Source organism: Streptomyces sp. NPDC057287, from assembly GCF_042667905.1.
Classification (GTDB): domain Bacteria; phylum Actinomycetota; class Actinomycetes; order Streptomycetales; family Streptomycetaceae; genus Streptomyces.
In genome coordinates this window covers 311,950-324,435 of the sequence record NZ_JBHUYV010000008.1, presented here as the reverse complement: position 1 = coordinate 324,435, position 12,486 = coordinate 311,950, and the positions used below count along the sequence as shown (strand labels likewise).

Sequence of the window (12,486 nt, the reverse complement as noted above, 5' to 3'; positions counted from 1 at the left end):
GGCCGGTTCCCGGCCGCCGGGGCGGTCGTCCCACCCGGTCACTTCCCCGCGGCCGGGGCGGTCGCGTCGAGTCCCTTGCCGCTCTTGGCCTCGATCGACAGGGAGCGGTGATCGATCGCGTACGTCGTCCTGCCCTCCAGCACACCGAGCAGCGCGCGCTCCAGCTCCATCTCGGGACCGGGGCACATCTTCCTGGTGGTGACGAGCGGACCGAAGGCGAGGGTGAAGCCGGAGACCGCCGCCTTGCCGTGGAAGGAGTTGCAGCCGAGGCTGCCCTCCACCGATCCGTCCTTCGCGAAGGTGAGGTGCGCCTTGTCCTCCGTGCCGGCGGGCAGGGACGCCGCGGTGCTGCCGGACGCCAGACCGGTGACCTTCCAGGTGGTGCCGGTGAGGGGGGCGGGCGGCTCGGAGGCGAGGGCGATCGAGTCGCCTCCCGCTGTGGTCAGGGTCAGGGTCTGCTCGTCGCCCCGGCCCGCCACAGCGGCCTCGAGCTCGCCGTGGAAGGCCTTGCCCATCGCGTTCTCGAACTGCTGGACGTCCTTCTCGCACGCCATCCCGGTGGTGGTGCTCCGGCCGACCGTGACCTTGTCGCCGTCCAGGCGGACGTCGGAGGTGAACCGGTTGCAGCCGAGGTTGCCCGTGGCCTTCCCCTCGGAGTCGATCCGGACGTGGGCGCCCTCGGGTGCGGCGGTCTTCTTCCCGCCGACGGTCAGGGAGGACACGTTCCAGTGGACACCGGTCACGTGCGACTCGGTCCGTACGGTGCCGCTTCCGTCCCCGGAGTCCCCGGATCCCCCTCCGGAACCCGACTCCGTGCCGCAGGCGGCAAGGGTGAAGAGGGCCAGGGCGCTGACAGTCATACGTTGTGTGCGCATGGCGTTGGGACGGATCGAGTAGCCGATCCGGTTCCCCTTCAGCCCATCAGCGGAAGGAGCGGGGCGAGGTCGGCGCGCTCACCACTGGCGCTGACCTGCGCCGCTTCGAGCGCGTCGGCCCACCGCGTCCGTCCGGTGGCCAGCCGGATCCAGGTGAGCGGGTCTGTCTCGACGACATTGGGTGGCGTACCCCTGGTGTGCTTGGGGCCCCCGATGCACTGGACGACGGCGAACGGCGGGACACGCACCTCGACCGAGCCGCCGGGCGCCTTGTCCGCGAGGGCGTCGGCGAGCAGCCGGGTACAGGCGGCGAGCGCCTGACGGTCGTAGGGGATGTCGAGTCCGGTCGCCCGGTGGAGGTCGTCGGTGTGGACGACCAGTTCGACCGTGCGGGTGACCAGGAAATCGCCCAGCCGCATCGACCCCGCCCGGGTCGTCACCAGCCGGTCCCCGGCGTCGTCGGGCACCAGCTCCCCGAATCGGGCCGCCGTCTCCTCGTAGAGCGCGTCGAGGCCCGGCCTTGCCTCGGCAAGATCCCGGGCGCTGCCGGCGATTCCCGGGGCGTTCAGCGCCGTGGAGAACGGCCACTCCAGCAGGGCGATCTCCGGCCTGGGCCCTCCGGGCGCCGGCAGTTCCATGGCCCGGCTGACCCGCTCCAGGGCCATGGCCAGGTGCGCGGCGAGCTCCCGCACCGTCCACTCCCCCGGCCCCGGCCGGGCGAGCTGCTCGGGCGTCAGGGCACGAACGGCCTCCCGCACGTGGGCGAACTGGGCCAGGACGGCTGTCCGGGTCCGGGTGACGTCATAGGCGCGGGGGCGCTTCCTGGCCGGGGGCATGGGGGCGAGACTAACCGTCGCCTCTGACAGCGCCACTCGGCTCCTGGTGAGGTCCGCCGCTCACGCCGATGGCCCGCCGCGGCGAGAACGCACAGCCGTGCTTCGCATGCTCGTCGTCAGCCGCTGCCGACGGCCCCCTCGGCCGTGAACGCCTCGCCGTTGGCCGGTACGCCGATGCCCCGCCAGGTGAAGGGGATTCCGCGGGCCGCGTCGAGGTCCGGGTGGTCCATCAGCTGGAAGTGCACATGCGGCTCGGTGGAGTTGCCGGAGTTCCCGCAGTGGGCGAGCAGCTGTCCCGCCCTGACGGTGTCCCCGGCCTTCACCTGGAGGGAGCCGCGGCGGAGATGGGCGTACGCGGCGTACGTCCCGTCGCCGAGGTCGAGAACGATGTGGTTGCCGAAGACCTGGCGGGGGCCTGCCATGTCACGCACGGACGCCTCCACCACCATCAGGTACGCCAGCGCGGGGCCGGAGTTCCGGCTGAGGTGATCGCGTCGGCCGTCGCTCGCGTGCACGACGGTGGCGTCCGCCACCGCGACGAGCGGGGCGCCGAAGGCGGGGAAGTCGCGGTTGGGCCGGGCGACCGGCCACAGCGGGCGGAAGGGGGGACGGTCGCCTTCCTCAGGCTCGGCGACGATGTCGATCGCGTAGGTCTGCCCGTAGCCGTGCGTGCCGTGGCTGGGGGCCTTGTCCGCCGGGCTGTTGAGCGCGATCCAGCGCCCGGTCACCGGCGGGCCCACCTCGACGGCCGGCCGGTCCGCCGCGCGGTCCGCGCGGCTGCGGCCCACCAGGAGACCGATGAGGATCGCGGCCGCCGCGGGCACGAAGACCAGCCCGAACGGGACCAGCGACTCGGCAAGGACGTCGACCAGCACCAGTGCGACGAAGGCGAGCCAGCAGCAGCGGTAGAGGATCATCGCGACCTTGCGAACGGACATGGCCCCCCTCGGTCTCGGCGTGCGGGCTCAGGGCCGGGCGGCCGTGAGCACCACCAGCAGCGGCACGACCCGCGCGCCGGGCACCTCGTGGCGCCCGCGCCCGGTCGTGTGCAGCCAGCCCGCGCCCGTGAGCAGGCGCAGATGGTGGTAGATCTGGCCGGTCGTGCCCATGTCGGCCAGTTCGGCCAGCTCGGCGGCCGTACGCCGGCCGCCCAGGATCTCGCGGAGCAGCCGCAGCCGGACCGGGTGGCCGAGCGCGGCCAGGGGTTCGGCGGCTTCCGCCCAGTCGGGGCGGTCCTCGTCGGTGCGCCCCAGGAGCCCCGCGGTGAGCGCCCCGTACTGCCACTCGTACCGTTCGCCGGCCGGCAGCCTCACCGCGCCCGTGAACAGCACCCCGCCGTCGGCCGCAGCGGCTCCGACCTGGTCGAGCTGGTCCTTCAGCCCGTCCAGCGCCCAGAAGTCCCCGACGCCCAGCTCCGGCTTCCCGCTCCCGGAGGCCGACTCCAGCACCGCGAGGCGGCGCTCCAGCTCGGCGACACGCTCCTCGAGCTCCATGACATCCACCTTACGTAATTACGTAACATCATTCAAACTTCTGGTACGGAAACGCCGAAGCCCCCGGCCGGTCGACCCGGACGGGGGCTTCGGTACAGGCAGAACCTAGGCGAACAGACCCTTCAGGGTCCCCTCGTGAGCCACGCTCAGCTCGCTCAGCGGGATGCTGAACTCACCCTGGATCTCGATCTCGTCGCCGTCCACGACACCGATCCGGACCACGGGCAGACCCCGCGCACCGCACATGTCGTTGAAGCGGAGCTCCTCGCTGCGCGGGATCGACACGACCGCGCGGCCCGCCGACTCCGAGAACAGGAAGGTGAACGCGTCCAGACCGTCCGGGACGACCAGCCGGGCGCCCTTCCCGCCGCGCAGGCAGGACTCGGTGACCGCCTGGATCAGGCCGCCGTCCGAGAGGTCGTGCGCCGCGTCGATCATGCCGTCGCGGGAGGCCGAGATCAGGATCTCGCCGAGCAGCTTCTCGCGGCCCAGGTCGACCTTGGGCGGCATGCCGCCGAGGTGCTGGTGGACGACCTCGGACCAGGCGGAGCCCCCGAACTCCTCGGCGGTGTCGCCCAGGAGGTAGAGCAGCTGGCCCTCTTCGGCGAACGCGACCGGCGTGCGCCGGGTGACGTCGTCGATCACGCCGAGGACGGCCACGACCGGCGTCGGGTGGATCGCCGTCTCGCCGGTCTGGTTGTACAGCGAGACGTTGCCGCCGGTGACCGGCGTCCCCAGCTCCAGGCAGCCGTCCGCGAGACCGCGGGTGGCCTCGGCGAACTGCCACATGACGTCCGGGTCCTCGGGCGAACCGAAGTTCAGGCAGTCGGAGATGGCGAGCGGCTTGGCGCCGGACGCCGCGACGTTGCGGTAGGACTCGGCCAGCGCGAGCTGTGCGCCCGTGTACGGGTCGAGCTTGGCGTAACGGCCGTTGCCGTCGGTCGCCATCGCCACGCCCAGATTCGACTCCTCGTCGATCCGGACCATGCCCGCGTCCTCGGGCATCGCCAGCACGGTGTTGCCCTGCACGAAGCGGTCGTACTGGTCGGTGATCCAGGACTTCGAGGCCTGGTTCGGGGAGCTGACCAGCTTGAGGACCTGCTCGCGCAGCTCCGCGCCGTTCGCCGGACGGGCCAGCTTTCCGGCGTCGTCCGCCTGCAGCGCGTCCTGCCAGGAGGGACGGGCGAAGGGCCGGTGGTACGTCGGGCCCTCGTGGGCGACGGACCGCGGCGGCACGTCCACGATCTGCTCGCCGTGCCAGAAGATCTCCAGCTGCGAACCCTCCGTCACCTCACCGATGACGGTGGCGATGACGTCCCACTTCTCGCAGATCTCCATGAAGCGGTCCACGTGCTGCGGCTCGACGATCGCGCACATGCGCTCCTGCGACTCGCTCATGAGGATTTCCTCGGGCGAGAGGGAGGAGTCGCGCAGCGGCACGGTGTCCAGCTCGACGCGCATGCCGCCGGAGCCCGCGGAGGCCAGCTCGCTCGTGGCGCAGGAGAGCCCGGCGCCGCCGAGGTCCTGGATGCCCGCGACGAGCTTCTCCTTGAAGATCTCCAGGGTGCACTCGATGAGGAGCTTCTCCTGGAACGGGTCGCCGACCTGGACGGCGGGGCGCTTGGTGGGCTTGGTGTCGTCGAACGTCTCCGAGGCCAGCACGGAGACGCCGCCGATGCCGTCGCCGCCGGTGCGGGCGCCGTAGAGGATCACCTTGTTGCCGGGGCCGGAGGCCTGGGCGAGGTGGATGTCCTCGTGCTTCATCACGCCGATGCAGCCGGCGTTGACGAGCGGGTTGCCCTGGTAGCAGGAGTCGAAGACGACCTCGCCGCCGATGTTCGGCAGGCCGAGGCAGTTCCCGTAACCGCCGATGCCCGCGACGATGCCCGGCAGGACCCGCCGGGTGTCGGGGTGGTCGGCCGCACCGAAGCGCAGCGGGTCGACGACCGCGATCGGGCGGGCACCCATGGCCAGGATGTCGCGGACGATGCCGCCGACGCCGGTGGCCGCGCCCTGGTAGGGCTCGATGTACGAGGGGTGGTTGTGCGACTCCACCTTGAAGGTGACCGCGTACCCCTGGCCGACGTCGACCACACCGGCGTTCTCGCCGATGCCGACGAGCATCGCGTCGTTGGCGGGGACCTTCTCGCCGAACTGCTTGAGGTGGACCTTGCTGCTCTTGTAGGAGCAGTGCTCGGACCACATCACGGAGTACATGGCGAGCTCGGCGCCGGTGGGACGGCGGCCCAGGATCTCGCGGATCCGGGCGTACTCGTCCTCCTTGAGGCCGAGCTCCTTCCAGGGCTGTCCGGCGTCCGGGGTTTCGGCCGCGTGCTTGACCGTGTCCAGGCTCATGCGTTGACCAGCTTCTTGATGATCGAGGTGAAGAAACCCAGGCCGTCGGTGCGACCGGTGCCGATCAGCGGCTCGACGGCGTGCTCCGGGTGCGGCATCAGACCGACGACGTTGCCCGCGGCGTTGGTGATGCCGGCGATGTCGCGCAGCGAGCCGTTCGGGTTGACGTCGGCGTAACGGAAGGCGACGCGGCCCTCGGCCTCCAGCTCGTCGAGCGTGCGCTCGTCGGCGGTGTAGCGGCCGTCCACGTTCTTCAGCGGTACGGAGATCTCCTGGCCCGCCGTGTAGTCCGAGGTCCAGGCGGTCTCCGCGTTCTCCACCCGCAGCTTCTGGTCGCGGCAGATGAAGTGGAGGTGGTTGTTGCGCAGCATCGCGCCGGGCAGCAGGTGCGCCTCGGTCAGGATCTGGAAACCGTTGCAGATGCCGAGGACCGGCATGCCGGCCTTCGCCTGCTCGATGACGGTCTCCATGACCGGCGAGAAACGCGAGATGGCACCGGCCCGCAGATAGTCGCCGTAACTGAATCCGCCCGCCAGGATGACCGCGTCGACCTGGTGGAGGTCCTTGTCGCGGTGCCAGAGGGATACGGGTTCGGCGCCCGCGATCCGTACGGCCCGCAGGCTGTCCTGGTCGTCGAGCGTGCCGGGAAAAGTGACGACGCCGATACGGGTGGTCACTTCTCCTCCTCCACCTTGACGGTGAAGTCCTCGATGACGGTGTTGGCGAGGAAGGTCTCGGCGATCTCGTTAATACGGGCGAGGGCGGCGTCGTCGACCGGCCCCTCGACCTCGAGCTCGAAACGCTTTCCCTGACGAACGTCCGCGATTCCGTCGAACCCGAGACGGGGCAGCGCGCGCTGCACAGCCTGTCCCTGCGGGTCGAGGATCTCCGGCTTGAGCATGACGTCGACTACGACGCGTGCCACTGGCACTCCCGATGTGGTGTGGTGCGGCTGTGTCTCCGAGGGGTTCCCCAGATCCCCGCGGGTCCACTCAGCGTACCTGGCCAGAAATTCTACGCGGGTAGATATCGGGCGGGCCTGATCACGGCGGGATATCGGGACGCGACGGCCCCGGGAAAAGTGCTGGGAAAAAATCTTCACCCCGATTCCACTCGGGCACACGGAGGCAACACGCGGATGCAATTGGCCGGGCTTCACAATGCGGCTCCCGCCGCTGTACAAATGAATACCGGGGAAAGCACGATTGCCCCGGAACAGTCGACACCAGTCGATCCGTATCCGCCCAGCCGCCGGAAGGCCGGCATCAGCGCATGTCAGGCGCGACGATGCCGCAGGAAAGGACCGATATCCGTGGCTCAGCGCGTCGTGGTCACACTCTCCGACGACATCGACGGGGGAGAAGCGGCGGAAACGGTCACCTTCGCCCTGGACGGGAAGTCGTACGAGATCGACCTCAATCCCGCCAATGCAAAGAAGCTGCGTAAGACGCTGGCGCCGTACGTATCGGCCGGCCGAAAGCAGACAAATACCGGCAAGCGCGGCAAGGCTCCGGTGGCTTACCACCACACATCCCTCGCACCCGACCCGGCGGCCGTGCGCGCCTGGGCCCGTTCGCACCGGATGGAGGTGCCGGCCCGCGGCCGGATCCCCAAGAAGGTCTACGAGGCGTTCAACGCCGCCAGTTGAGGGCGGCGCCCGGAATGTTCCGTTCCGATACGGCGTCCGCAGGCACCGCGGGCGACACCTCGGGGAGCCGACTTGCACAACACCCCTGCAGGTCGGCTAGAGTCTGGAGCACGCCGAAGGGCAAGGCCGAAAAGCCGGGTCCGACGCAGCGTGCGGGTGTAGTTCAGTAGTAGAACATCCCCCTTCCAGGGGGAAGGCGCAGTGTGCAATTCCTGTCACCCGCTCTGCACCGCCTTACCGGGCCACCATGTGGATCAGGTAGAGTGGTGAGCGCTCCACCGGTGAAAGCCGAGTGGTGGCAATGCGGACGTAGCTCAGTTGGTAGAGCGCAACCTTGCCAAGGTTGAGGTCGCCAGTTCGAACCTGGTCGTCCGCTCTTGATTCAAAGGCCCCGGTCGATATCGACCGGGGCCTTTGACGTTTCCCGATATCGACGCATGACGTTTGTCATGAGCAGTGATGACACCGCGCACTGCCCGCAGCCGGCGTCGGGCGGAAGTCTTGAACCATGACCAACGACGACTTTCTCCCTGCCGAGACCGGCGGGTCCGGCGGACCCGGCGCGGTGATCGAGGCGAACGGGGCCCGGCGGCTCTACGCGGGGGGCTTCGAAGCAGTGCGCGGAGTCTCGTTCTCCGTGGGACGCGGTGAGCTCTTCGCCCTGCTCGGGACCAACGGAGCCGGAAAGACCTCCACCGTCGAACTGCTGGAAGGGCTGGCACGCCCCGACAGCGGTACGGTCCGCGTCCTCGGCCACGATCCCTACCGCGAGCGGGCGGCCGTCCGGCCCCGCACCGGCGTGATGCTCCAGGAGGGCGGCTTCCCGTCCGACCTGACCGTCACCGAGACCCTGCGGATGTGGGCCGGCTGCACCAGCGGGGCGAGGCCGCCCGGCGAGGCGCTCGACCTGGTGGGCCTCACGGCCAGGGCCCGGGTCCGGGTCAAGCAGCTCTCCGGCGGGGAGCGCCGCCGCCTCGATCTGGCGCTCGCCCTGCTCGGCAGGCCGGAGGTCCTCTTCCTGGACGAGCCGACGACAGGACTCGACGCCGAGGGCAGGCGTGAGACGTGGCGGCTGGTGCGGGAGCTGCGGGACGGCGGCACGACCGTCCTGCTGACCACGCACTATCTGGAGGAGGCCGAGGCCCTCGCCGACCGGCTGGCGATCATGCACCAGGGACGCGTCGTCACCTCGGGCACGATCGCCGACGTGACGGCGGCCCGGCCCGCCCGGATCCGTTTCGAGCTCCCGGCCGGGCTGTCGGCGGACCGGCTCCCCCCGGTGCTGGGCGGACGCTCCGACGGACGGCACGTCGACATCCGTACGCGGACCCTCCAGGAGTCCCTGCACACCCTGCTGAGCTGGGCCCGCGAGTCGGACGTGGAGCTGCTGGGGCTCGATGCCCGCTCCGCCTCGCTGGAAGAGGCGTTCCTCGAGATCGCGAAGACGCAGACGGAGGCGGAGAAGGTGGCGGCGGCATGACGGGAACCACGGTCGCTGGGCGGCTGGGCGCACTCGGACGGGCCGAGGTGACGCTCCTCGTGCGGAACAGGACGGCCGTCTTCGTCGCCCTGCTGATGCCTGTGGCGCTGATCCTCGTGATGAGGTCCACGCTGGAGCAGATCGATCTCGGCGGATCGGGCGTGACCGTCGCCGGGGCGTCCCTGAGCGGTGGCATCGGCATGGTGCTGCTCCAGGTCGTCTACATGAACCTGGTCGCCGCCTACGTGGCGCGGCGCGAGGAACTCGTCCTGAAGCGGCTCCGTACGGGGGAGGTCTCCGATCACGAGATCCTCACCGGTACGGCGCTCCCGGCCGCCCTCCTCGCGCTCGTCCAGTCCGTGCTGATCGTGGTGGCCGGCACGGCGGCCTTCGGCCTGTCGGCGCCGCTCCGGCCCGAACTGCTGGTCCTCGGACTGCTCCTGGGCCTCGTGCTGATGACCGTTCTGGCCGCGGCGACGTCGGTCCTGACCCGCTCGGTGCAGACCGCCCAGCTGACCACGCTGCCGCTCTTCCTCGTCTCGCTCCTGGGCTCCGGGCTCTTCGTACCCCTGGAGATCCTCCCCGGCCCGGCCGCCTCACTGTGCGAACTGCTGCCGTTGACCGGGGTCATGACGCTCGTCCGGGCCGGCTGGCTGGGCGGTGTGCCGGGCGGCGACGTGCTCGGCGCGGCCGTGGCGGCCCTGGCATGGACGGGGCTCGCGGTGTTTGCTGTGCAGCGGTGGTTCCGATGGGATCCGCGGAGCTGAGCCGGACGGGGCCGAGGGGGATGCGGGCTGTGTGGGTGCGGGGACAGGTGCGGAGCTGGAAGCGCCGCAGCGGATTCGACAAGATCGATCTCTACACGCGCGGCTCCCTGCACTTCCTGGTGTGGATGGCGCTGGTGTGCCCGGTGCTGATGTCGGTGGCGCAGCCGGTGCGGCATTCCGGTGCACCCGTCGCGCTGATCGCCGCGACGGTGCTGGCCGCGGTCGCCCAGGGGTGCTGCTCGGTCCCCCTGGTGGGCGGGGCCCTGGACAGCTACCTGGGCCGCCGGACGCTCGGGCCGCCGCTGCCGGCGCTCGGTGCCGTCCTGATGCTCGCGCACACGGCGGGCCTGCTGGCACTCGGTGCGTACGCCGGCCCGGAGGAATTTCCCGAACTGCCCCTGTCCCTGGCCGCGGCGACCCTGCCGTTCACGGCCTCCCTCGTCCTGCTCGCGCCCGTGCGGGTGTCCGCGGTGGCCCTGCCCCTCGTGGCGGCGGGCGTGAGCGGCGGCGCCTCGCTGGCCGGAGCGAGCGGGTCCCTCGTGCTCCAGACCTTCGTCGGCGTGTGTTTCGGCACCGGAATGTTCGCCTGCACCATGCGGATCTCCGCCTGGTCCCTGGACGTGATGGCGAAACTCCGCGACGCCCAGGACGTGGAGACCCGGCTGGCCGTCGCCGAGGAACGGCTGCGGTTCGGACGCGACATGCATGACGTGCTGGGCCGGAACCTGGCGGTGATCGCCCTGAAGAGCGAACTGGCCGTAGAGCTCGCACAACGAGGCAAGCCCACCGCCATGGACCAGATGGTCGAGGTGCAGCGCATCGCGCGCACCTCCCAGCAGGAGGTCCGCGACGTCGTACGGGGCTACCGGGAGGCCGATCTCGGTACGGAACTCCTCGGCGCCCAGGGGGTCCTGCGCGCGGCCGGTATCGAGTGTGCCGTGGACGGGACCGGCGGGAAGCAGCTTCCCGCCGCGGTGCAGTCGGCGCTCGGCTGGGCCGTACGGGAGGCGGCCACCAACGTGCTGCGGCACGGCGATCCCCAGCGGTGCACCATCCGTCTGGAGACCGCGCGGGACGGGGTCCGGCTGGTGGTGGAGAACGACGGGGTGAATCCCGGGGCGGCGGCCCTCCCCGGCGGCGGCTCGGGCCTCCACGGGCTCCGGGAACGGCTGGCCGCGGTCGGCGGTTCGCTGGAGGCCGGACCGGCGGGCGACGGCCTCTTCCACCTCACCGCGGAGGTCCCGCTGCCCTCCCCACGGAAAACCGCACCCTCCCCGTTGGAGAACCGATGACACCCGTACCCGAGCCCGTCCGCGTCCTGCTCGCCGACGACGAGCACCTCATCCGGGGCGCGCTGGCCGCGCTCCTCGCGCTGGAGGACGACATCGTGCTGGTCGCCGAGGCGGCGACCGGCCCGGAGGCGCTCGCGATGGCCCTGGCCCACCGGCCCGACGTGGCCGTCCTGGACCTGGAGATGCCGGGCGCGGACGGTGTGAAGGTCGCCACATCGCTGCGGACCGGGCTGCCCGGCTGCCGGACCATGATCGTGACGAGTCACGGCCGGCCCGGACACCTGAAGCGGGCGCTGGAGGCGGGCGTCCGCGCCTTCGTCCCGAAGACCGTCAGTGCCCGGCGACTGGCCGAGATCATCCGTACCGTGCACGCGGGAAACCGCTATGTGGACCCGGAGTTGGCGGCCGACGCGATCACCGCCGGGGACTCCCCCCTGACCGCCCGTGAGGCCGAGGTCCTGGAGCTGGCGGCGGACGGGGCGCCGGTCGCGGAGATCGCGGAGCGGGCGTCGCTCTCGCAGGGCACGGTGCGCAACTACCTGTCGGCAGCCGTCTCCAAGCTCGGTGCGGAGAACCGCCATGCGGCGGTGCGTCTCGCACGCGAAAGAGGTTGGGTATAGTAGGCATCGCGCTTCGGCGCATGCGGACGTAGCTCAGTTGGTAGAGCGCAACCTTGCCAAGGTTGAGGTCGCCAGTTCGAACCTGGTCGTCCGCTCCGCACAAGAAGGCCCCGGTCCTCGTGACCGGGGCCTTCTGCTGTCACATCCCCTGGGCCGGCCAGCTCGTGCCGGTCAGGAGCTCGTACGCGTCGATGTACTTGGCCCGGGTCGCGTCGACGATCTCCTGCGGCAGCGGCGGGGGCGGCTGCTCGCCGTGGCGGTCCCAGCCGGAGGCCGGCGAGGTCAGCCAGTCGCGCACGAACTGCTTGTCGTACGAAGGCTGCGCCCTGCCCGGCTCCCAGCTCCCGGCCGGCCAGAAACGGGAGGAGTCCGGCGTCAGCACCTCGTCCGCGAGGATCAGCTCCTCGGCGCCGTCCGCGGTGGCCGCGAATCCGAACTCGAACTTCGTGTCCGCGAGGATGATGCCGCGCTCGCGGGCGATGTCCCGGGCACGGCCGTAGACGTCCAGCGTCGTGCGGCGCAGCACGGCCGCCGTCTCGGGGCCGACCTCGCGGGCGACCTCCTCGTACGAGACGTTCTCGTCGTGATCGCCGACCGCGGCCTTCGTGGCCGGGGTGAAGATCGGGGCCGGCAGCTCGGAGCCGTCGACGAGGCCTTCGGGCAGACCGAGACCGCAGACCGTACGGGTCGCGTCGTACTCGACCAGGCCGGAGCCGGTCAGATACCCGCGCGCCACGCACTCGACGGGGACCATGCGCAGCGACCGGCAGATCAGGGTGCGGCCGGCCCAGTCGGCGGGTGCGCCTGCGGGGAGCTCCGTCGACAGCACGTGGTTGGGGACGAGATCGGCGAGCTGGTCGAACCACCACAGCGACAGCTGGGTGAGCACACGGCCCTTGTCCGGGATCTCGGTGGGCAGGACCCAGTCGTACGCGGACATACGGTCGCTGGCGACCATCACGAGGTCACCCGCCTCGTTCCGGTACAGGTCGCGCACCTTGCCTGTGTGCAGGTGGGTGAGCCCCGGCACCTGCACGGGCTCGGGCTTTTCTACGAAACCGGACACGCTGCCTCCGCGTAGGTTGATCCAGGAGTCGTTCCGATTGTCCCGCATGCGAAG

General features: G+C 70.8%; 13 protein-coding genes and 3 tRNA genes. 8 read left to right on the top strand and 8 right to left on the bottom strand.

The annotated features are described in order from the left end of the window. Positions 1-38 precede the first annotated feature (38 nt). The 7 genes from ACFUNE_RS18470 to purS all read right to left on the bottom strand — a co-directional run bounded on the left by ACFUNE_RS18470 (position 39) and on the right by purS (position 6,484). On the bottom strand, positions 39-860 hold the full coding sequence (locus ACFUNE_RS18470; protein ID WP_383568547.1) for an META domain-containing protein: 822 nt from the start codon (positions 858-860) through the stop codon (positions 39-41). A 53-nt stretch (positions 861-913) separates the two neighbouring features. Beyond that, on the bottom strand, positions 914-1,711 hold the full coding sequence (locus ACFUNE_RS18465; RefSeq protein ID WP_383568544.1) for a sterol carrier family protein: 798 nt from the start codon (positions 1,709-1,711) through the stop codon (positions 914-916). Positions 1,712-1,827: 116 nt separating this feature from the next. Continuing rightward, complete coding sequence (locus ACFUNE_RS18460; RefSeq protein WP_383568541.1) at positions 1,828-2,649, bottom strand: M23 family metallopeptidase; 822 nt, start codon at positions 2,647-2,649, stop codon at positions 1,828-1,830. Positions 2,650-2,676: 27 nt separating this feature from the next. After that, positions 2,677-3,204 carry an ArsR/SmtB family transcription factor gene (locus ACFUNE_RS18455; RefSeq protein WP_383568538.1) on the bottom strand — a complete coding sequence of 176 codons (528 nt, stop codon included), beginning with the start codon at positions 3,202-3,204 and terminating at the stop codon, positions 2,677-2,679. Between the two features lie 105 nt (positions 3,205-3,309). Then, entirely contained in the window at positions 3,310-5,559 is a 2,250-nt protein-coding gene (gene purL, locus ACFUNE_RS18450) for a phosphoribosylformylglycinamidine synthase subunit PurL (protein ID WP_383568536.1), read from the bottom strand. Beyond that, positions 5,556-6,236 (bottom strand): phosphoribosylformylglycinamidine synthase subunit PurQ, encoded by a 681-nt coding sequence (gene purQ, locus ACFUNE_RS18445; RefSeq protein WP_383568533.1) that lies wholly within the window; start codon positions 6,234-6,236, stop codon positions 5,556-5,558. Before purQ ends, purL begins: the two co-directional genes overlap by 4 nt. After that, positions 6,233-6,484: a phosphoribosylformylglycinamidine synthase subunit PurS gene (gene purS, locus ACFUNE_RS18440; protein WP_099173088.1), complete on the bottom strand. Its 252-nt coding sequence runs from the start codon at positions 6,482-6,484 to the stop codon at positions 6,233-6,235. Before purS ends, purQ begins: the two co-directional genes overlap by 4 nt. Positions 6,485-6,871: 387 nt before the next feature. Between purS and ACFUNE_RS18435 the strand changes: the two genes are divergently transcribed. The 8 genes from ACFUNE_RS18435 (at position 6,872) to ACFUNE_RS18400 (ending at position 11,461) form a co-directional block, all read left to right on the top strand. Continuing rightward, positions 6,872-7,207: an Lsr2 family protein gene (locus ACFUNE_RS18435; protein WP_383568530.1), complete on the top strand. Its 336-nt coding sequence runs from the start codon at positions 6,872-6,874 to the stop codon at positions 7,205-7,207. Between the two features lie 152 nt (positions 7,208-7,359). After that, a tRNA-Gly gene (locus ACFUNE_RS18430) sits at positions 7,360-7,431 on the top strand. A 79-nt stretch (positions 7,432-7,510) separates the two neighbouring features. After that, a tRNA-Gly gene (locus tag ACFUNE_RS18425) sits at positions 7,511-7,583 on the top strand. Positions 7,584-7,715: 132 nt separating this feature from the next. After that, positions 7,716-8,687, top strand: coding sequence for an ABC transporter ATP-binding protein (locus tag ACFUNE_RS18420; RefSeq protein WP_383568527.1), 972 nt, complete (start codon positions 7,716-7,718; stop codon positions 8,685-8,687). Next, on the top strand, positions 8,684-9,454 hold the full coding sequence (locus tag ACFUNE_RS18415; RefSeq protein WP_383568524.1) for an ABC transporter permease: 771 nt from the start codon (positions 8,684-8,686) through the stop codon (positions 9,452-9,454). The genes ACFUNE_RS18420 and ACFUNE_RS18415 overlap by 4 nt, the downstream gene beginning before the upstream one ends. Before the next feature lie 20 nt (positions 9,455-9,474). Next, complete coding sequence (locus tag ACFUNE_RS18410; RefSeq protein ID WP_383568521.1) at positions 9,475-10,746, top strand: sensor histidine kinase; 1,272 nt, start codon at positions 9,475-9,477, stop codon at positions 10,744-10,746. After that, positions 10,743-11,366 carry a response regulator gene (locus tag ACFUNE_RS18405; protein ID WP_383568517.1) on the top strand — a complete coding sequence of 208 codons (624 nt, stop codon included), beginning with the start codon at positions 10,743-10,745 and terminating at the stop codon, positions 11,364-11,366. Before ACFUNE_RS18410 ends, ACFUNE_RS18405 begins: the two co-directional genes overlap by 4 nt. Positions 11,367-11,388: 22 nt before the next feature. Next, a tRNA-Gly gene (locus ACFUNE_RS18400) sits at positions 11,389-11,461 on the top strand. 44 nt (positions 11,462-11,505) lie between these two features. On the opposite strand, the gene ACFUNE_RS18395 is transcribed toward ACFUNE_RS18400, so the two are convergent. Then, the gene (locus ACFUNE_RS18395) at positions 11,506-12,432 is read right to left on the bottom strand and encodes a phosphoribosylaminoimidazolesuccinocarboxamide synthase (RefSeq protein WP_383568514.1); all 927 of its coding nucleotides are present in this window, start codon (positions 12,430-12,432) and stop codon (positions 11,506-11,508) included. Positions 12,433-12,486: the final 54 nt, after the last annotated feature.